The sequence below is a fragment of the Micromonospora sp. NPDC049240 genome (genome assembly GCF_040647835.1).
Lineage (GTDB): Bacteria > Actinomycetota > Actinomycetes > Mycobacteriales > Micromonosporaceae > Micromonospora.
In genome coordinates, this window is the sequence record NZ_JBEZCX010000006.1 from 270,791 (window position 1) to 289,684 (window position 18,894).

Genomic DNA, 18,894 nt, shown 5'->3' on the forward strand with positions numbered 1-18,894 from the left:
GCACCGTCGCCGTCCGCCGGCGGACATGGTGCGCGAGGCGGAGGCGTTCGCCGATCGGATGGCCCAGCGCCGCTCGGTGCGCGACTTCTCCGGTGACCCGGTGCCCGCCGGGGTGGTCGAGGCCGCGATCCGGGCCGCCTCGACCGCGCCCAGTGGCGCCAACGTCCAGCCGTGGCGCTTCGTCGTCCTGACGGATCCGGTCCGCAAGCGCCGGCTGCGCGAGGCCGCCGAGGCCGAGGAGCGGGCCTTCTACGACCGCCGCGCCTCGCCGGAGTGGCTGGCGGCGATCGCCGGGATCGGCACCGACTGGCGCAAGCCGTTCCTGGAGACCGCACCGGTCGTCATCGTCGTGTTCGAGGTCCATCAGGGACCGAACAGCCCGAAGCCGTACTACGTCAAGGAGTCCGTCGGCATGGCGGTCGGCGTGCTGATCACCGCGCTGCACCACGCCGGCCTGGCCACCCTGACCCACACGCCCAGCCCGATGCGGTTCCTCAACGAGGTGTGCGAGCGTCCGCCGGAGGAGCGTCCGTACGTGGTGATGCCCGTCGGGTACCCCACCCCGGACGCCCGCGTCCCCGACCTGACCCGCAAGCCGCTCGACGAGGTCATGGTCTGTCGGTGAGGTCCTCGGTCAGGAAGTCGACCAACGGCCCGACGTGCCGGTCCGGGCGTCGCCACTCGGCCAGCAGGTCCTCCAGCAGATGCTGCTCGGCGAGCAGTTCGGCGCCGCGGTAGCGGCGGATCACCGGGTGGATGAAGGCGCTCTCCCGGGCCCGGTCGGGTGTCGGGTGCCGGTCGATGGCGAAGACGTCGCCGTAGTCGTCGCGGCCCCACCGCAGCGCGAGCGTGTACCAGTGCGTGGCGGTCCCGAAGCGTTCGACGGCGTAGTCCTCCGGCAGGTCCTCGTAGTGGTGGAAGTCGCCGGTCACGTCGTCGCGGACGAAGACGTCGCAGAGGTACTCGAACTGCGTCCACAGCGCCGAGGACCAGTTGACCCGGTCGAGCATCAGCTTGGTCAGCGACGCGGCGTCCGCCGGCGTCGTCGCGTACGGCAGCGGCACGTCGTCGTACCGCTCCCGCAGCATCCGGGTGAACGTCCGGAGGTTGTACCGGAATCCGTCGATGAACGGTGAGGACGCGTGTTTGACGTCCCGGTCCTGGGCGATGGTGCCGGCGAAGTACAGGCCGTCGACGTTGCGCGACTGCCAGTCCGGGCGCAACCCGGGCATCCGACCGTCGCGCACCATCTCGGGACGGCACGACTCGTCGAACATCGACGTGTCCATCCGGAAACCGGTGCACCTGAGCACGGTGTGGTAGTCCAGCTCGGCGGTCTCCCCCTCGGCATGGGTGTACGTGATCGACACCCGGAACCGCCCGTCGACGGGCCGGATCTCGTCGATCGTGCAGTCCAGCACCGAGTGCAGCGTCTTGAACTGGTAGCTGTCCAGGATCGCGCCGTACTGGCCCCGGACGTCGCCCGGATGCTTGGTGTTCCACGCCAGTCGCAGCGGCTGCCGGCTGGCGAGGTGCACCATCGAGGCCCGGCCGAGGATCGCCGACGCGGTCTCGAAGGCGGAGTTGCCCTTGCCGATGATCAGCACGCGTTGGCCGTCGTACGCGGTGGGATCGACGACCATGTCCTCGTACCCGACGGCATGTTCGATCCCCTTGATCGCCGGCACGAACGGCCGGCCCCAGCCGGTCGCGACGATGAGGCAGCCCGCGCGCACGTCGCCCCGGTCGGTGCGCACGGTGAAGCCGTCGCCGGTCCGGGTGATCCGTTCGGCCGTCGTGCCGTAGCGGACGTTGAGCTGGTGCACCCGCTGGAACTCGGCGAGGTAGCGCACCAGGTCGTCGGCCGCCGGCAGGTACTCCTCGCTGAATCGCGGGAAGAGCAGGTCCGGCGCGTCGTTGAGCAGCGAGTTCCAGTCCCAGCGCAGGCGGATCTCGGGGTCGGTGCTGTCGGTGTGCACCTTGTTCAGGGAGATGAGGCGACGGTGCCGCGGGAACCGTCGGAAGAACCCGCCGGGGGCGTCACCCCGTTCCAGCGTCAGGTAGTCGGCGCCCTGCCGCTGGAGGTAGTAGCTCAGTTGCAGGCCGGCAGGCCCCGCCCCGACGATCACGTACCGGTGTTCGCTGCTGACCATGCCGCGCCCTTCGACGGAGAGGTGATTCCATCGACCATGGAATGTGGAGCGAGGCGTGTCAATGCCGGACGGGTTCCGCGTCGCCCTCACCGGTCGGCGCGGTCGGTGCAAGGGCCGCGGGCGGGGTGGCCATCCGATGGTTCTGGCCGGGAACCCGGAAGTGGTGGAACGTGACGGTGGCGCTGAGGTCGAGCGCGTGCACCCAGTGCCACCAGCCGACGGGGATGAGCAGCATCTGGCCCGGTTCGAGGATGGTCTCCAGCACGGTGGCCTCGGCGTAGCGGGGATGCCGGTCCAGGTCGGGCCGGGCCGCGTCCACCGCGCTGAACGTCCCGCCGCGCGGATAGACCAGGTGCCGCTGGTACGACGGAACCAGCCGGACGTGCTTGCGGCCGAGCACCTGGCAGAGCAGCACGGTGCTGTTGTCGACGTGCAGCGGGGTCACCGTGCCGGCGGGGCCGAGCAGCAGGTGTCCCCCGCCGGCGGGATCGACGAGATGGCCCGGTGGCCGCACGTCCTCGGCGAGCGCCCGCAGCGAGCCGTTCCAGTTCTCGTTACGGGGCACCATGTAGTAGTCGTTGGTGCGCGTGCCGGAGCTCAGCAGCATCAGGTAGTCCCGGAACGGCATGGTGGTGCGGTGCCGGTCGTACTGCCAGGCGTGGTCGGGGTTGGCCTCCCGGCCGGTCATCACCTCGACCACCGCGTCCGGGCACCGGCGGGCCATCGCGTCCAGCGTCCAGTTCCGCGCCGGCCAGTCGGCCATCAGGCCGTCGAGGACGACCGGACGGTTGGCGTAGTAGTAGCGGCCGAAGAACTCCGCCGCGGTGAGGTCGGTGCGCCGTTCCAGCTCACGACCGCCGTCGTCGTCGCGCAGCACCCGGTAGGTGTCGAGCACCGACTCCATCCAGTCGTGACGCAGCGCGAGCCGTCGGCAGACGGCGAAGTACGGGTGCGCCTCCAGGGCCGCCAGTTCCGCGTCGACGGCGTCAGGATCCGCACCCGCGGCGACGGCCGCCGCCCGGGCCTGCCCGGCGGCGACCCCCATCGCCAGGTTCTCGGCGAGCCACTCCCGCCAGGCGGGAAGCAGGCCCGGCGCGGCGGCCACGGTCACCGGACGACCGCCAGACGCACCGGTGCCGGCGGTACGGTCTCGTCCGCGCCGGCCACGGTCGGCGGCGGGGTGAGCCGGGGCGCCCGGGTGTACTCGGAGCAGTTGACGTAGGAGTTCTTCACGTGGGCCGGGATGTGGTCCGGCGTGGTATCGGTCATGCCGCGTAGTCAATCGCCGCGCCGTCCCGTCCACCAGGGACGCCGGTCCCGGCCGACCCGGGACGACGACACCTGACCGGACGGTGGAGGTCCCGCGTCCCGCCCGGATGGGACATCCACACCTGGCCGACGGGACACCATCGGACGCAGGCTGCGCTGCGCGTCCACCGACCCCCGGCGGACGCGGAGCGATCCGGAGGAAACCCAGTGGGTGTGATGGTGTGGGCTCCCCGCCGCCGACGGCGGTGGCGGGCGCTGGTAGCCGCGGTCGTGGCGGCGGTGGTGGTGATGTCGCCGACGCCGGCCGTGGCGGCGGAGGACCCGGTCGACTTCCAGGCGGCGAAGTTCCACGACGGCGTGTTCGCCGCCTACCTGCGAGCGCACAACGGCGGCGTCGCGGGCCTGAAGAACCTGGTGCTCACCGCCGAGCTGCTGGACTGGCGGGAGCGCAACCCCGGCTCGTCCCGCGACGACGTGGTGCGGCACCTGGTCGCCACGCGGCAGGCGGTCAACGCGGCGGGCATCTCCGACACCACCGCCCGCACCACGTACGCCACCATGATCAAGGTGATCGACGCGCTGTCCGGCATCCCCGGGGTCAGCATCGGCGCGCCGATGGTCAAGGGGCTGCTGGACGCCACCGTCGGCGGCACGATCACCGCCTCGGCCGAGGTCGAGGACGCGGTGACCAGCGCCTACCAGAACTACCGGTGGATGGACGCGCTCTACGCGCAGCAGGAACGCGCGTGGGGCCAGCTCACCCGGGCGGCGGCCCAGGACGCGGACCTCGCGGCGGCCTGGGACGGGGAGATCGGCGCGCAGCTCAACGTGCGCGCCACCGCGACCACCGAGCAACTGCTCGCCGACCCGCTGCTCGCCTCCTTCGTCAACACCGAGGCGATCCTGGAGCACCTGGGCAACGAGCAGGCCTACCTGGCGGCGCTGCGCGCGCAGCTGAGCGGGGCGCTGGACCAGGTCGCCGCGCAGAACTCGCAGATCATCGACAAGCTGGCCGCCGCGGACCTGAAGTATCCGGTCGGTCCCGGCCCGAAGCCGACGCCGCAGGACTACACGGCCGCGCTGGCCGAGGCCGCCAACCGGCAGGTGGCGATCGACGCCGCCGACTCCGCGGTGACGATCCTGGCCACACTCGCCGGGTTCGCCGACGCGAAGGCCGGCAAGGACGTGCTGGCGATCGGCAAGGCCGCGGTCGGCATCGCCACCGCCATCAACAAGTACCTGCCGACGGTGGCCGGGCTCAGCCTCAGCGACGCCATCGGGTCGCTGAGCACGGTGGTGCTCACCGGCAACGTGCTGGGCGCGGTGATGACGCTACTGCCGATCTTCATGGGTTCCGGCCCGAGCGAGCACGAGCTGGTGATGCAGGAGATCGGCAAGCTGCGCGAGCAGGTCGGCGAGCTGCGTGCCGAGATGCACGAACGGTTCGACCGGGTGGAGGCGATGCTCTCGGCGATCTACGACGACGTCATGTCAGTCCTGCTGAAGATGCGCGACGACATCGGCGTCGTGATGCGCGACATCGAGGCGATCAAGCACCAGATCTACGGCCTGGAGACCAAGGTCGACCAGCTCAGCCTCTCGATGCAGGAGGCGCTGAAGAAGAACGCGCTCGCCGACGCCGAGTACGTCATCAACACCTTCGTCGGATACAAGGCGCGCACGGGACGTACCCTCTCGGTGGCCCAGTACGACGAGACGGAGGGCAAGCTGTTCACCGCCGCCACCTCCACGGCCGCGGGCGCGCCCTTCGTCCTCACGCCGGCCGAGTGGTCGCAGTCCACGATCGAGCCGGTGAAGGTGCTCGACGAGAAGACCCCCTACGGCGCCATCGACTACCTGTCCTACCTGGCCCGGAGGTGGGATCCGGGGTATCCGGCCACGGTGAAGACGCCGCACGCCGGGGCCTGGACGATGTCGACCCGGCCGTTCACCGCGCTGGCGTTGGAGAACCCGACGCTGGCCGGCGACATGATCGGCGACGACTCCTTCGCCGCCCGGATCGGCCGCTCCGGCCAGCAGATCCTGGACGCCAGCAGCCGGTTCAGCCGGCCCACCGCGGACGGGCACCGCAACGCGTTGTTCACCGGCCTGGTGGAGAACTACAAGAGCGCGGTCAACGCCCAGTCCGCCGAGCTGCGCAAGCTGCGCGACGAGGCCACCGGCGGCGGCTACAACCCGTGGTACGGCCCGGACCAGGCGCCCCCGACGCGGCTGACCAACACCCGCTCGTACTGGGCCGCCGACAAGGAGCACAACTACAACGCGGACGCCAAGATGTCGAGCTGCGACCCGGCGCATCCGCTGCCTCGGGTACGCATCCCGGCCAACGTGAACCTCGGCGACCTGCCGAACGCGTTCCAGCTGCTCAGCCACGGCACGAACAGGCAGTTCGAGCCGCACTTCCAGATCTGTTACGACGCGGAGCTCGTCAACCACACGACCACCACCGGGCCGCGCGCCGAGATCACCAAGGCCGACCTCCAGTTGACCGTGCACGCGCAGATGAGCGTCAACCAGGGCGGCTTCTGGATGGACGTGCGGACCTGGCGCAACACCAAGAGCGCCGGCATCGTCTGCTCGTGGAGCACCCGGGACAACCCGCCCACCGGCTACTGCTACGACGAGGTCTACTACATGACCTACAACGACGAATCGGTGCACCTGCCGGCGTTCGAGACGGGTGCGCGCTCGGCCGACAACCCGGAGCGGCTGACCATCGCCCGTACGCTGGGCGACCGGATGTTGTGGGGCAAGCAGAAGCGCTACTACCAGTTGGTCAACCAGAGGTTCGGCGACCCGACCTCGGAGCTCCGCAAGGCCGGCAACAAGGTCACCGAGGCGTTCCGGCTGCTTCAGGCGTACACCAAGCTCGGCTTCCCGGTGGCGTTGGACTCCGACGCCTCGCTCAGCGGCTATCTGCTCGGCGGGAACCTGCTGCCGAGCGGCTACCGCCACCCGGGCGCGCCGGTCGGGCGGGAACTGCCGGACACGCACATCGGTCGGGCGTACGAGATCGCCGAGGCCGACTACGCGCCCTGTACCCAGCCGATGCCGGGTGACCCGTGCCCGGAGTCGATCTCCGAGATCGACCCCCGGGTCGGGCAGGCGCCCATCTTCAACACGGCGTGCTCGGGCGCGGACAGCCCGAACTCGCCCAACGAATATCTGGGCAACTGCATCCACGCGGTCGCCATCGAACGGGCGGGTGAGCTGGCGGCGGTCTACGAGACGTACTCGCAGCGTCTCGCCGCGAACGTCTACCGGGAGCGGTTGCCCGACGTCGCCACCGTGGTCGACCAGCTGAAGGTCAGCGGCAAGGCCGTCGCGCAGAGCTGACCCCCGGACGACGGGCCGGTCGCCACGACCGGCCCGTCGTCCGGCTCACGCCGTTTCGGTGGTCCCGCCGACGGCACCGGACTGACACAGTGGACCCGACATGTCGAACGCACCCGGGACGCGGCGGTGGGCCGCGTGGACCGTCCTCGCCCTCACCGCCCTGCTCAGCCTCGGCGCGGTCGCCGCCTGGTCCGTGGCGACTCCCCCGTTCACCGCCACCGGGCTCTACTCCCTCGTCGACCTGCTCGACGGCCTCGTCTACGGGGCGGTGGCCTGGTTGATCCTCAGCCGGCAGCGCACCGGCAGCCGGCTGCCCGGTGTGATCGCCTGCGCGGCGGCGCTGGGCAGCGCGCTGTCCGCGTGCGTCGCCCAGTGGCAGCTCGCCGTCGGCGGACCACCGCTGCTGGCCGTCCTGCACCACGTGGCCTGGGTGCCCGGCCTCTACGCACTCGTCGTGGTCATGCCCTGGTTGCTGCCTGACCGGCCACTCGGCCGCCTCGACCGACTCGCCGCCGCCACCGGTCTCGGCTACGTGGCGTTGACGACGGCCGTGCTCGCCACCGCGCCACCGCCGCTGGGGGCGCTCCCGCTACCGCCCGAGCTGCGCGAGGTTCGGGCCGCGCTGCTGCGCCCGCTGGCACCGGTCCTGTCGTGGGCGCTTGTCGGTCTCGGCCTGCTGGCCTGCGCCGGGTTGGCGTGGCGGTGGCGGCGGGGTCCCGCACCGCAGCGCCACGGCCTCGGCTGGGCGACCGCCGGCAGCGCGCTGCTCACCCTCAGCTTCGCCGCCTCCCTCCTGCCACCCGTTGTCCCGTCGACCGTGCCCGCGCTGCTGATGCTCGCCTCGCAGGCGTTCTTTCCCGCCGCGGTGGCGGTGGTGGTGCTACGCCAGCAGCTGTGGGGGCTGCGGGTGGCCGTGCGCCGCACCCTGGTCTGGTATCTGATGACCGCCGTGGTGATCGCCGGCTACTGTGCCGCGGTGGCCGTGCTCGACCGGTTGCTGCCGCGTGCCCTGCCGCTGCCACAGCTCGTCGTGACCGCCGCGCTCGCGGCGGCCTTCCAGCCGATCCGCCAGGCGGTGCAACGACGGGTCGACCGGCTCGTGCACGGCGAGGCGCCCGAACCGCTGCTACAGCGGGTGGTGCACAGCGTCGGCAGCACCACCGACATCGGCGCGACGATCGCCGCCGCACTGCGGCTGGCCGAGGTACGCATCACCGAGCACGGCCCACCACCCCCACCCCACGACCACGGCCCTCCGGTCGCCGTGCCGCTGACCAGCGGCGACCGACTGGTCGGCTACCTGCACGCCTGGCCCCGGCCCGGCGAGCTGCTCGACGGCCGGACCCGTGAGTCGCTCGCCGTCCTCGCGCCGGTGGTCGCCGCCGTGGTGGACCTCGCCGGCACCAACCGGGACCTGGCCCGGTCGCGGCAACGGCTGGCGGAGGTACGCGACGAGGAACGCCGCTCCCTGCGCCGGGACCTGCACGACGGCCTCGGCCCGGCGCTGAGCGGCATCGGGTTGGGGCTGGCCGCCACCCGCAACCTGCTGCGCCGCGACCCGGACCGGGCGGAGGACCTGCTGGACCGGTTGACCGACGAGCTGACCGCACGCGCGGCGGAGGTCCGGGAACTGGCACACGGTCTGCTGCCCCCGGTGCTCGCCGACGGCGGCCTGGGCCCCGCCCTGGACCTGCTCCGTGACCAGTACGCGCGGGCCGGTCTCCACGTCGTGGTGCACGGTCCGGCCGCCCTGGACCCGCTGCCGGAGCTGATCGCCACCGCCGCCTACGGCGTCACCGCCGAAGCGATCCGTAACGTACAGCGGCACGCCGGCGTGGACCGGTGCACCGTTTCGCTGGACCGGCTGCCCGACCTGTTACGCGTCACCGTCACCGACGACGGTCGGGGCGTGCCGGCCGGGCCCACCAACCACGGGGTCGGCCTGCATGCCATGCGGGAGCGGGCACAGGCGGTGGGTGCGACCCTGACCGTGGGACCGGCCGGGGCCCGCGGCACCACCGTCTGCCTGACGATCCCCCTGGAGCGGCCGTGAGCGACAACCCGATCCGCGTCGTCGTGGTGGATGACCACCCGGTCTTCCGACTCGGCATGAGCGCGTTGCTCGACACCCTGGTCAGCATCGAGTGCGTCGGGGAGGCCGCCGACGCCGCCGACGCTCGCACCCTCGTCGCCCGGGTACGTCCCGACGTGGTGCTGATGGACCTGCACCTCGGCCAGGGCTCCGGGATCGAGGCGACCCGCCTGCTGCGCCGTGACCACCCGGCGGTCCGGGTCCTGGTGGTGAGCATGCTCAACGACGACGCCTCGCTGGTCGCCGCGCTGCGCGCCGGAGCGCGCGGCTACGTGCTGAAGGGCGCGTCGGCCGCCGACGTGGAGCGCGGCATCCGGGGCGTGGCGGGCGGCGACCTGGTCCTCGGCGGGCCGCTCGCCGACCGGGCGGGCGTGCTGCTCGGCGTCCGTGCCGACGCCCCGTTCCCGCAGCTCACCGACCGGGAACGCGAGATCCTGGTGCTGCTCGCCCGGGGCCTGGCGAACCCGATGATCGCGCACCGGCTCGGGCTGAGCGCCAAGACCGTGCGGAACAACGTCTCGGCGATCCTGGTCAAGCTGCACCTGGGCAGCCGGGCCGAGGCCATCGCCCTGGCCCGTGACCACGGGCTGGGCGCGCCCGGCCCCGCGGAGGCGCCGCCGGTCGAGGGCCGGCGCGCGTGACCCCCCGGCACACCGTCCCTCGGCGGACGGCCTCCTGACGGTCGGTCCGTCAGATCACCCGCTCGTTCCCGCCGTCCACGCTGATCTGCGCCCCGGTGGTGGCCGCGAACGGCTCCCCGCAGAGGGTGGCGGCCAGCTCCCCCACCCGGGCGCTGGTGATCTCGGCGCCGAGCAGGTTCCGTCGCTTGTACTCCGCCACGGTCAGCCCGTAGTGCCGGGCCCGGGCGTCGAGCACCTCCGGGCTCCACAGCCCGGTGTCGAAGACCGCGTCGGGGTGCAACACGTTCACCCGGATGCCGTCGCCCGCCCATTCCAGCGCCGCCACCCGCGCCACCTGTGTCACCGCCGCCTTCGAGGCGGAGTAGGCGACCGCGCCGGGGCCGGGGGCGAGGGCGTTGCGGGAGGCGATCACCACCACCCGGCCGCCCCGGGGCGCGAGCGCGAGCAGCGGGTGGGCCCGGCCGAACAGGTGGGCCACGGACTCCGCGTTGACCGACATGGTGCGCTGCCATCCGGCCGGGTCCAGGTCGGCGATCGCCCGGCTCGGCGGGAAGATCCCGGCCGCCGCGACGACGATGTCCACCCCGCCGAAGCGATCGACGGCGGTGTCCAGGGCGGCGTCCACGGCCGCGGCGTCGGTGACGTCGACGGTCAGGCCGAGGCGGGCCGGCCCGTCGGACACGCCGACCGACGGGTCCCGGTCCAGGCCCACCACGCAGGCCCCGCGCGCCAGCAGCGCCTCGGCGCAGGCCCGGCCGATGCCGGAGGCCGCCCCGGTCACCACCGCCACCTCGCCGGCGAACTCCGGCGTCGGTCCGCCCCGCCGCAGCTTCGCCTGCTCCAGCTCCCAGTACTCCACGTCGAAGATGTCCTCCGCCGGCAGCGCCCGGTAACCGCTGACCGCCTCGGCTGCCTCGATCACGTCGACCGTGTGCCGGTAGATGTCCCGGGCCATCAGCGTCTCGGCCGCCGACCGGCCGGTGGTGAGCATCCCCAGCTCCGGGTCGAGGATCACCCGTGGCGCCGGGTCGAGCATGGTCAGCGTGGTGCGGGCCCGGGAGCGGTGCTGCTCGACGTACCGGCGGTAGGCGTCGGCGTAGCCGGCCGGGTCGGTGCCGACCAGCGGGATCCGTTTGGTGCGCAGCACGTGGTCCGGGGTGACCGGGCCCCGGGTGGCGACCGCCGCCAGGTCGGGTCGGTCCAGGAAGGCCCGCACGGCCGGGTCCTCGTGGCGGCTGAGCAGCATCGGGGCGTCCGCCGTGGCGGAGACGTCCCGGCGCAGCCGGGCCAGCCGGACCCGGTCCACCGGCGGGAGCGGGGCCGGCGCGACCGGGGGTCGGGGCAGCCCGACCCGCTCCTCCGCCCGGCTGATCAGGTCGATGTGCCGGCGGTACGCCTCTTCGGCGTCCGCGCCGAAGGTGAAGAGCCCGTGGTGGAGCAGCACCATGCCGACCGTCCCGGCGTGCGCGTGGGCCGGGTAGAGGTCCGCGCACCGCCGGGCCAGGTCGAACCCCGGCATCACGTACGGCACCACGACGACGCTGTCGCCGTAGAGTTCCTCGACCAGCCGCGCGCCGTCCGGCTGGTTGGTGAGGGCGAGCAGCGCGTCGGCGTGGCTGTGCAGCACGACCGGGTGCGGCAGCAGCGCGTGCAGCAGCGTCTCCACGCTCGGGTCCGGCGCCCGCGCGTCAAGCCGGGCACAGCGCAACTCGTTCATCATGTCGCTGTCGCCGAGGCGCTCCAGCCGCAGCAGCGCCCGCAGCCGCTCCAGCCGCAGCGCGGTGAACCCGGACGAGTCCATCGTCGCCAGGTCGGAGCCGCTGCCCTTGACGTGCAGCACCGCCACCGGCTCCCCGGTGAGGTCGGTGACCGTCGTCTTGACCGAGGTGTTCCCCCCGCCGTGCAGCACCAGGCCGGTGTCGGACCCGAGCAGCCGGGACGCGTACACGAGTCGCGCGATCGGGGCGGAGCCGTCCGGGGCGTCGGCGGCGGACCAGCGGTTACGCATCGGGGTGTGCACTCCTCGGGTCGGTGGGTCAGCTCCGGCCGATGGGGTCGTCGGGGCGACCGCCGGCGGCCGGCAGGATGATCCGACGCTCGGTGACGATGGCGGTGACCAGGTCCGCCGGGGTCACGTCGAAGGCGTAGTTGAGCGTGCCGGTGCCCTTCGGGGCCAGCGCCACCGCCCCCAGGGCGGTGATCTCCTCGGGGTCGCGGACCTCGATGTGCACGTCCCGGCCGGACGGCGTGGCGAGGTCCACGGTGGACTCCGGGGCGGCGACCACCATCGGCACCCCGGCCCGGGCCGCCGCCAGCGCCAGCGGGTACGTGCCCACCTTGTTGATCACGTCGCCGTTGGCGGTGATCCGGTCCGCGCCCACCACCACCGCGTCGACCCGGCCCTGGGCGAGCACCGACGCGGCGGCCGAGTCCACCACCAGGGTGTGCGCCGCGCCCATCTGGGCCAGCTCCCACACGGTCAGCCGGGCGCCCTGGAGCAGCGGGCGGGTCTCCGAGGCGTACACGTGGGTGAGCGCGCCGTGCTCCTGGAGGGACCGGACGACCCCGAGGGCGGTGCCCCACTCGACGGTGGCCAGCGCGCCGGCGTTGCAGTGCGTCTGCACGGCCACCTGCGGTCCGACGGTGTCGACCAGCCAGCGGGCGCCGCGTTCGCTGAGTTCCCGGCAGCAGCGGACGTCCTCCGCCAGCACGGTCAGGGCCTCGGCGAGGGCCGCCTCGGCGCCCTCGGCGTCGAGGCGGGCGCGGACCCGGTCGACGCCCCAGGCGAGGTTGACCGCGGTGGGGCGGGCGGCGCGGAGCGCGTCGACGGCCTGGCGCAGCTCGGTCGGGTCCGGGTGCCGGCGGGCGGCGAGCGCCACGCCGAGCGCTCCGGCGACGCCGATCGCGGGCGCGCCCCGGATCGCCAGGGACCGGATCGCGGCGATCAGGTCCTCGACGGTGTCGATCTCCAGGAACTCGACCTCGTGCGGCAGCCGGGTCTGGTCGATCGCGACGATCCGGTCGTCCCGCCAGTCGATGGTCCGCATCCGTACCCCTCACCGCCCGGGTTGCCGATCATACGTCGAACACAGCAGGAGAGTTCCCCACGAATCGAGAGCTGTCAACAGCTCGTGCCGGACCCCGCACGCAGCGATGTTCCCGCCGGCCGGCGACCGCGACCTACCCCGGGGCCCCGGCCGGGGCACCCCGGTCGGACAGCTTTGCGGAAATGGTTCCCGCCCCGGCGAATCGCTCTGTTCGCCGCCATACAGCGACACTCCTTTCAAAAGCACCGGCACAGACCATTCATCGCGCAATCCGCTTTGTTCGACGACCCGCCGTCGCACCACGACAGCACATCAGCAAAAACCACCAAAGTGGATCATAAGCGGGAAATTGCGTAACCCAGCGCACTTCAGTGAACACGTCCGGTGCATCAAACGGAAGATCCAAAGAAAAATACAAGACTGTAAATTCGTTGCGATCCTTCTTAAGCTGACCGTTCCCGGAACCGCCGGTCCCGATTCCTACGACCCCGGTCGGATATGCGTCACGACGCTTCGAGGCTGACCAGGCGTTCCGTTCTTGTTCCGAGACAGGGAGGTGCCATGCTCAGCGGGAGTAATTGTTCACTGCCCGCCCTGGTCGCCCGCGACCACCAGCGGGACCTGCTGCACGCGGCGGTGGACCGGGCCCGGCAGGGGCACGGCGGCTGCGTCTTCCTGGTCGGCGAGGACGGCACGGGCAAGACCCGGCTGGTCCTGGAGGCCGCCCGTCGGGCCTGGCAGTCCGGCATGTCGGTGCTGCCGGGGCGGGCGGGCAGCACGGGACCCGTCGTGCCGCTGCGCCCCCTCACCGAGGCCCTGGCGCACCTGTCCCGCAGCGAACCCATCCTGGAGCATCCCCGCCTGCGCCCCTACCGGTCCGCCCTGGGCGGGCTGCTCCCCGAGTACCGCTCCCCCGACGCCGCTCCGGCGCCGACCTCGCCGGTGCTCCTCGGCGAGGCGGTGCTGCGGCTGCTGTCGGTCGCGGGCGCCGAGCGCGGCTGCCTGTTGGCGCTTGAGGACCTGCACGACAGCGACCGCAGGACGCTGACGGTGGTGGAGTACCTGGCCGACAACCTCGTCCACCAGGGCACCCTGTTGCTCGCGACCGTGCGGCAGGGCCCGGGGCCGGCATGGGACCTGACCCAGTCGCTCGGCCGGCGGTGCCGCGGCGCGGTCCTGCCGCTGGACCCGCTGGACCCACCGGCGGTCCGCCTGCTCGCGGCGTCCCGGCTGCGGCTGCTCCCCCACCAGGTGCCGGAGACGGTCGTGACCCGGCTCTGCCGCGACAGCGCCGGCAACCCGTTCCTCGCCACCGAACTGCTACAGGCCATGGTGGACAGCGGCGCCCTCGTCGTGCACCCGGGCGGGTGCCGGCTGGTCGACGAGGTCCCCACCGCCGTGCCGTCGAGCGTCCGGCACACCGTCGCCGGCCAGGCGACCCGGCTCGGGCCCGCCGGCCGCCGCCTGCTCACCGCCGCGGCCGTGATCGGCGAACGGTTCCCCATCTCGGTGCTCGGGCAGGCCCTGCGGCTGGACCAGGACGACCTGCTCCGGCACGTACGCGCGGCGGTCGCCGCCGGGCTGGTCGTGCCCGGCCCCGACGACCACGACTGGTACGCCTTCCGCAACCCGACCACCGCCCTGGCGCTGCTCGACCTGCTCACCCCGGCCGATCGGGCCGTCCTGGCGCAGCGGGCGACCGAGGCGGTGCACGAGCTGCACCCGGAGCTGACGGGGGGATGGTGCGCGTTCGCCGCCCGCCTGGCCGGCCGGGGCGGCGACCCGGCGCGGGCGGCCCGGCTGCTGACCCTCGCCGGCCGCCGGGCGCTCGCCACGGGCCGGCTGCACGCGGCCGTCGAGACCCTGGAACAGGCATGGCGACTCGCCGAGACCGCCCCGGACGCCCCGCTGCGCGCCGAGGTGCTGCACGAGCTGCTCTGCGCGCTGGTGGAGACGGGCGACGCCGAACGCGGGCTGCGGCTCCTCGACAGCCTCGACGACCTCTGCCACCCGGGCGTCCCGCCCGAACGGCTGGCCGGCGTGCACGTGCAGCTCGCCCGGCTGGCCGGCCTTGCCGGGCGGTGGGCCGACGCGGTCGTCCAACTGGAGACGGCCCGGGCGGTGCTCGGCCCGGACGCCCCCGGGCCGCAGACCGCGTACCTCGACGCGGTCGCGGCCCACCTCGCGGTCGGCGCGCCCGAGCAGGCGGTCCGGCTCGCCGAGCGGGCGGTGGACGAGGCCGAGCACGCCGGGCTGCCGGCGGCGGCCTGTCTCGGCTGGCAGGTCCGTGGCCTGCTGGCCCGCCGGTGGGAGACCGACGAGGCGCAGACGTGCTTCTTCCGGATCCGGCAGCTGGCCGACCGCCACCACCTGCCGCTGTGGCGGGCCCGAGCCACCCTCCTGCTCGCCGAGCACCAGTGGTTGCTCACCGGTGACGCCGACGCCCTGCGCCACAGCGCGGAACGGAACGGACGGCTCGGCTCCCCGGCGCTGCGCCACACCGGGCACGCCCTGCTCGCCTGGCACCACGCCCTGCGGGGCCGGTACGACGAGGCGGAGCGCCTGGTCGCCGTGAGCGTGGCGGAGGCGGGGCGGCTGGGATTGCGCGAGGTGCTGGTCCGGTTCTCGCTGGTCCGCGCGATCTGCGCCGGGCACCGGGGCCGGCGGCCGGAGCTGGACGAGGCGCTTGTCGACCTGCGGCGCCACGGGGACACCGGCTCGCCGTACCTGGCGCTGGCGCACGGGATGGCGTACGCGGTCTGCGCGCTGCTGGAGGAGGACCCGGACCGGGCGCGCGACGAGCTGGCCCGCGCGGCCCGGTACGACGCGGACCGGCCGGCGCCCTATCCGCTGGCCGGCGAGCACGGGCTGGGGTTGCTGCTGGACGTGTTGGGCGGTGCGGCGAGCTGGTGTCGCGGGCGCGCGACGAGCGGCAGCGACGCGGGTCGCCTGCACTGGAACCGGCAGTTCGGGTCGCTCGCCGAGGCCGTCCTGCTGGGCCGGCAGGGCCGGCGCGAGGAGGCCGCGGCGGCGGTGGCGGCGGTGCGCCGGGACGCGCACGCGCACCCGATCGCCGTCCACCTCGGCCTGCGCCTCGTCGCCGGGGCGGCCCGGACGGACCGCTGGGGAGACCCGGTCACCTGGCTGCGCCAGGCCGAGGAGCACTTCCGCCAGGCCGGGCTCGGGGCGCCCGCTCGGGCCTGCCGGGCCGAGCTGCGCCGGTGCGGCGTGGTGGTGCCGCACCGCCGCGACACCAGCCGGGTGCCACCGCCGCTGCGGCTCAAGGGGGTGACCGAGCGGGAGTACGAAGTCCTCGAACTGATGGCGGACTGGTCCGACAACCGCAGCATCGCCAACGAGCTCTTCATCTCCCCGCGCACCGTGGAGAAGCACGTGGCGAGCCTGATCGCCAAGACCGAGCAGACGAACCGGGCGGCGCTCAACCGGTACGCCGCCCGGTTCCGCGAGCGGGTCAATCCGGACTGACCGCCCGGTACCCTCCGGCGAAGAAGACGGCCGGCTCCACGCCCGCGCGGCTCTCGCACCAGTACGGCGCCCCCAGCACCAGCGCGTGGTCGGCGACCCCGATCACCTGGCTCACGGTGCAGACCGCGACCGCGAGCGCGCCGTCGAGCAGCGGCAACCCGTCCCGGTCGCGGTACGGCACCCCGGCGAACCGGTCCGGCGCGCGGCCGGCGAACTGGTCGGCCAGGTGGCACTGCCGCCGGCTCAGCAGGTTCACCGCGAACCCGCCCTCGGCGGTGAGCGCGGCCAGCGTGCGGCTGGCCCGCCCGAGCGAGACGAGCAGCAGGGGCGGGCTCAGCGACACGGAGGTGAACGCGTTGACCGTGCAGCCGACCGGCCGCCCGTCCGCGTGACTGGTGACCACGGCGACACCGGTGGCCCAGTTGCGCATGAACTCGCGCAGCAGCGGGCCGCTGACCCCGCTGGGCCGGGCCGGGTCGCCGGCCCGGTTGCCGGCGGGCGCGGGCGGGTCGGCGGCCGGGCCACCGGCGGGCACGGGCGGGGCCGCGTCGCCCACCGGGGAGCGGTCGGCGGCCCCGACGGTCGGGGAGCGGTCGGCGGCCCCGACGGTCGGGTGGGACGCGTCGGGCTGCGGCCCGACCGCTGTCGAGTCCCTGATCGAGGCCGTGGTGGTCATCGCGCGCCGGCCAGGTCCAGCCGCTCGGCCGCGCCGGCCGTCTCGTCGGCCCGGGCGGCCTCGGTGTCGCCGAGCTCCGTGTGACACCGGGCCCGCTGGCTCAGCAGCTCGCCCCGGTCGGCCCCGGGCAGGTCCAACGCGCGGCTGTAGTCGGCCACCGCGTCGGCCCAGCGGCCCGACGCCTGGTGGACGAAGCCCCGGTTGTACCACAGGTCCGGGTTGTCGGGCTCGACCGCCAGCGCCGCGGTCAGGTCCGCGACCGCGGTGGCGTGGTCCCCGCCGTCGAAGGCGAGGGCGGCCCGGCTGGCCAGCGCGGCAACCAGTGCCGGGTCGGCCCGCAGCGCCGCGTCGAAGTGCCGCCGCGCCTGCGCCCGGTCGCCGTCGGCCAGCGCGAGCACACCGCGCAACTGCCGCAGACGGGGCTCGTCGGGGTGCCGCAGCAGTCCTTCGTCCAGGTGTGGGCGGGCGTCGTCGAGCAGCCCGTCGTCGAGCAGCAGGCTGACGAGGTTCACCCGGGCGTCCACCTGGTCCGGCTCCAGCTCGACGACGTAACCGAAGTCGGCCACCGCGCCGGCCAGGTCGCCCAGCTCGGTCCGGATGTCCGCCCGGTTGTAGTACAGCTCGTAGAACGGCGGCGACAGGCTGATCGCGGTGTCGCAGTCGGCGACGGCGCCGGCCAGGTCGCCCAGCCGCCGCCGCACGTCGGCCCGGTCGAAGTAGTAGTCGGCGTAGTTCGGATCCAGCTCGATCACCTTCGTCAGGTCGGCCAGCGCCTCGTCCAGCCGGCCGAGCGCGAGGTACGCCTTGCCCCGGTTGTGCACCAGCACCGACCGGTGCAGCCGGTGCTTGTCGCCGGGCAGCTCCTGGTCGAGCCGGCGCAGCCCCTCGTCGACCAGCCGCAGCGCCGCCGGCAGCCGGCCCAACCGCATCTCGATCAGCGCCAGACCATTGTTCTGGAACACCGAGTGGAAGGCCCGCTTCTCCAGGTCGGGCAGGAGCGAGGCGATCGCGATGGAGTTGTTGATGTAGCCCCGGGCCAGATGGTGGTCCCGCAGCTCGTCGGGGTGGAACCGGGTGTAGAGCATCGCCAGCGCGTACCCGGTGGACATCTGCAGCTCCGGGTCGGCGTACCGGCTGCGCAGGTCCAGGTAGGTCGGTTCCGCCTCCACGGTGCGCCCGAGCACCACCATCGCCGAGCTGGCCCGGGTGCTCAGCAGCCAGAACCGTTGCATCTGGGTCTCCGGGTCCACGATCGCCCGGCCGCGGGTCCCGTAGTCGATCACCGCGTGGTAGTAGCCCATCGCGCCGCAGTGCCGGGCCGCCTCGTAGAGCGCGTCCGCGCCGGCGCCGGCCGGATCACTGCCGCGCTCCAGGTGCCACGGGATCGCGCCCAGCTCCAGGCTCCACTCGCCGCGCTCGCGCAGCCGCGCCGCGCGCGCGTCGTGCAGCCGTACCCGGCGGTCCGCGTCCGTCTGCTCGTACGCGGCCAGCTCCGCCGGGTCGGTGGAGGTGCCGTCCGCGTCGACGTACGCCTGCGCCAACTCCTCCCGGTCGCGGCCGGCGGCGGCGCCCGGCCGGGGCAGGTCCGGCCGCCGGGTCGCGTACCGCTCGAGCGCGGCGGACAGCTCGGGCTCCAGGGGGCCGCCGTCGGTGCCGATGGTCACCTGCACCCGGTCCGGCCGGACCCGACGCAGGAAGATGGCGAGGAACTCCTGGTCGGTCGGGTCCGCCTGGTCCACCCGGTCGAACGCCACCCGCAGCGGCAACCGGCCGGTGGCGGCGGCGTGGCCGGCGACGAACTCGGTCGCCCCGTGCGCCAGCCGCCGGGTCCGGTTGGCCGGGTAGATCCGGGTCCGCTCCTCGGGTACGGCGAGGGAGGTGAGGGTCTCGGGCGCGGCGTCGATCGCGCCCCGCAGCTCCGGCGCGGCGGAGAGGATCTCGGTCAGGTGCCGGCGGACCAGGTCGGGCCGGCGCTCGTAGGTCTCCGGCACGATCAGCCGCAGCAGGCTGCCCAGCCCGGTGTACGGACCACGCAGGCCCCGGTGCGCGTCGACCGCGAGATCGGCCCGCTCGCCGTCGGCCGGCGACGGCCCAACCCGCCATTGGTGTGCAGTCATGCCTTGCTCCTCGGTTGGGATGGGTCCGGCGGCTCGGTGGCCGTCGTGGACGGTCG

General features: G+C 73.6%; 12 protein-coding genes. 5 read left to right on the forward strand and 7 right to left on the reverse strand.

Translation table 11 applies throughout. The features are described 5' to 3' along the window. Window positions 1-25: 25 nt before the first annotated feature. Window positions 26-625: a nitroreductase family protein gene (locus tag AB0B02_RS11630; RefSeq protein ID WP_357299612.1), complete on the forward strand. Its 600-nt coding sequence runs from the start codon at window positions 26-28 to the stop codon at window positions 623-625. On the opposite strand, the gene AB0B02_RS11635 is transcribed toward AB0B02_RS11630, so the two are convergent. Genes AB0B02_RS11635 through AB0B02_RS11645 form a run of 3 tightly spaced genes read right to left on the reverse strand, consistent with a single transcriptional unit; the run spans window position 609 to window position 3,422 of the window. Further along, window positions 609-2,153 (reverse strand): NAD(P)-binding domain-containing protein, encoded by a 1,545-nt coding sequence (locus AB0B02_RS11635; RefSeq protein WP_281942583.1) that lies wholly within the window; start codon window positions 2,151-2,153, stop codon window positions 609-611. The two genes, AB0B02_RS11630 and AB0B02_RS11635, sit on opposite strands and share 17 nt — an antisense overlap. A 58-nt stretch (window positions 2,154-2,211) precedes the next feature. Then, the gene (locus tag AB0B02_RS11640) at window positions 2,212-3,264 is read right to left on the reverse strand and encodes a cupin-like domain-containing protein (protein ID WP_281942585.1); all 1,053 of its coding nucleotides are present in this window, start codon (window positions 3,262-3,264) and stop codon (window positions 2,212-2,214) included. Continuing rightward, window positions 3,261-3,422, reverse strand: coding sequence for a hypothetical protein (locus tag AB0B02_RS11645; RefSeq protein ID WP_281942586.1), 162 nt, complete (start codon window positions 3,420-3,422; stop codon window positions 3,261-3,263). The genes AB0B02_RS11640 and AB0B02_RS11645 overlap by 4 nt, the downstream gene beginning before the upstream one ends. A gap of 207 nt (window positions 3,423-3,629) precedes the next feature. Between AB0B02_RS11645 and AB0B02_RS11650 the strand changes: the two genes are divergently transcribed. From AB0B02_RS11650 to AB0B02_RS11660, 3 genes are all read left to right on the forward strand, one after another. After that, on the forward strand, window positions 3,630-6,779 hold the full coding sequence (locus tag AB0B02_RS11650; RefSeq protein ID WP_281942588.1) for a hypothetical protein: 3,150 nt from the start codon (window positions 3,630-3,632) through the stop codon (window positions 6,777-6,779). 100 nt (window positions 6,780-6,879) lie between these two features. Beyond that, a complete protein-coding gene (locus tag AB0B02_RS11655; protein WP_281939313.1) occupies window positions 6,880-8,832 on the forward strand; it encodes a sensor histidine kinase in 1,953 nt (650 codons plus the stop codon). Next, complete coding sequence (locus tag AB0B02_RS11660) at window positions 8,829-9,512, forward strand: response regulator transcription factor (protein ID WP_357299525.1); 684 nt, start codon at window positions 8,829-8,831, stop codon at window positions 9,510-9,512. The genes AB0B02_RS11655 and AB0B02_RS11660 overlap by 4 nt, the downstream gene beginning before the upstream one ends. A gap of 49 nt (window positions 9,513-9,561) precedes the next feature. Here the strand turns inward: AB0B02_RS11660 and AB0B02_RS11665 are convergent, their stop codons facing one another. Next, window positions 9,562-11,520: a bifunctional aldolase/short-chain dehydrogenase gene (locus tag AB0B02_RS11665; RefSeq protein ID WP_357299528.1), complete on the reverse strand. Its 1,959-nt coding sequence runs from the start codon at window positions 11,518-11,520 to the stop codon at window positions 9,562-9,564. Window positions 11,521-11,548: 28 nt separating this feature from the next. Continuing rightward, window positions 11,549-12,559, reverse strand: a complete 1,011-nt coding sequence (mtnA, locus tag AB0B02_RS11670) for an S-methyl-5-thioribose-1-phosphate isomerase (RefSeq protein WP_281939308.1) — start codon at window positions 12,557-12,559, stop codon at window positions 11,549-11,551. A gap of 561 nt (window positions 12,560-13,120) precedes the next feature. Between mtnA and AB0B02_RS11675 the strand changes: the two genes are divergently transcribed. Beyond that, complete coding sequence (locus tag AB0B02_RS11675; protein ID WP_281939306.1) at window positions 13,121-16,045, forward strand: LuxR family transcriptional regulator; 2,925 nt, start codon at window positions 13,121-13,123, stop codon at window positions 16,043-16,045. On the opposite strand, the gene AB0B02_RS11680 is transcribed toward AB0B02_RS11675, so the two are convergent. Together AB0B02_RS11680 and AB0B02_RS11685 are read right to left on the reverse strand one after the other, a co-directional pair. Next, complete coding sequence (locus AB0B02_RS11680; RefSeq protein WP_357299532.1) at window positions 16,032-16,721, reverse strand: flavin reductase family protein; 690 nt, start codon at window positions 16,719-16,721, stop codon at window positions 16,032-16,034. The genes AB0B02_RS11675 and AB0B02_RS11680 overlap by 14 nt on opposite strands. Further along, window positions 16,718-18,838 (reverse strand): tetratricopeptide repeat protein, encoded by a 2,121-nt coding sequence (locus AB0B02_RS11685; RefSeq protein ID WP_357299535.1) that lies wholly within the window; start codon window positions 18,836-18,838, stop codon window positions 16,718-16,720. The genes AB0B02_RS11680 and AB0B02_RS11685 overlap by 4 nt, the downstream gene beginning before the upstream one ends. Between the last annotated feature and the right edge of the window lie 56 nt (window positions 18,839-18,894).

What these genes read in the sequence shown, in the direction of transcription:
- AB0B02_RS11680 (WP_357299532.1), bottom strand. Translation starts at nt 16,721, where the DNA reads ATGACCACCACGGCCTCGATCAGGGACTCGACAGCGGTCGGGCCGCAG.
- AB0B02_RS11685 (WP_357299535.1), bottom strand. Translation starts at nt 18,838, where the DNA reads ATGACTGCACACCAATGGCGGGTTGGGCCGTCGCCGGCCGACGGCGAG.
- AB0B02_RS11635 (WP_281942583.1), bottom strand. Translation starts at nt 2,153, where the DNA reads ATGGTCAGCAGCGAACACCGGTACGTGATCGTCGGGGCGGGGCCTGCC.
- AB0B02_RS11645 (WP_281942586.1), bottom strand. Translation starts at nt 3,422, where the DNA reads ATGACCGATACCACGCCGGACCACATCCCGGCCCACGTGAAGAACTCC.
- mtnA (WP_281939308.1), bottom strand. Translation starts at nt 12,559, where the DNA reads ATGCGGACCATCGACTGGCGGGACGACCGGATCGTCGCGATCGACCAG.
- AB0B02_RS11655 (WP_281939313.1), top strand. Translation starts at nt 6,880, where the DNA reads ATGTCGAACGCACCCGGGACGCGGCGGTGGGCCGCGTGGACCGTCCTC.
- AB0B02_RS11630 (WP_357299612.1), top strand. Translation starts at nt 26, where the DNA reads ATGGTGCGCGAGGCGGAGGCGTTCGCCGATCGGATGGCCCAGCGCCGC.
- AB0B02_RS11665 (WP_357299528.1), bottom strand. Translation starts at nt 11,520, where the DNA reads ATGCGTAACCGCTGGTCCGCCGCCGACGCCCCGGACGGCTCCGCCCCG.
- AB0B02_RS11675 (WP_281939306.1), top strand. Translation starts at nt 13,121, where the DNA reads ATGCTCAGCGGGAGTAATTGTTCACTGCCCGCCCTGGTCGCCCGCGAC.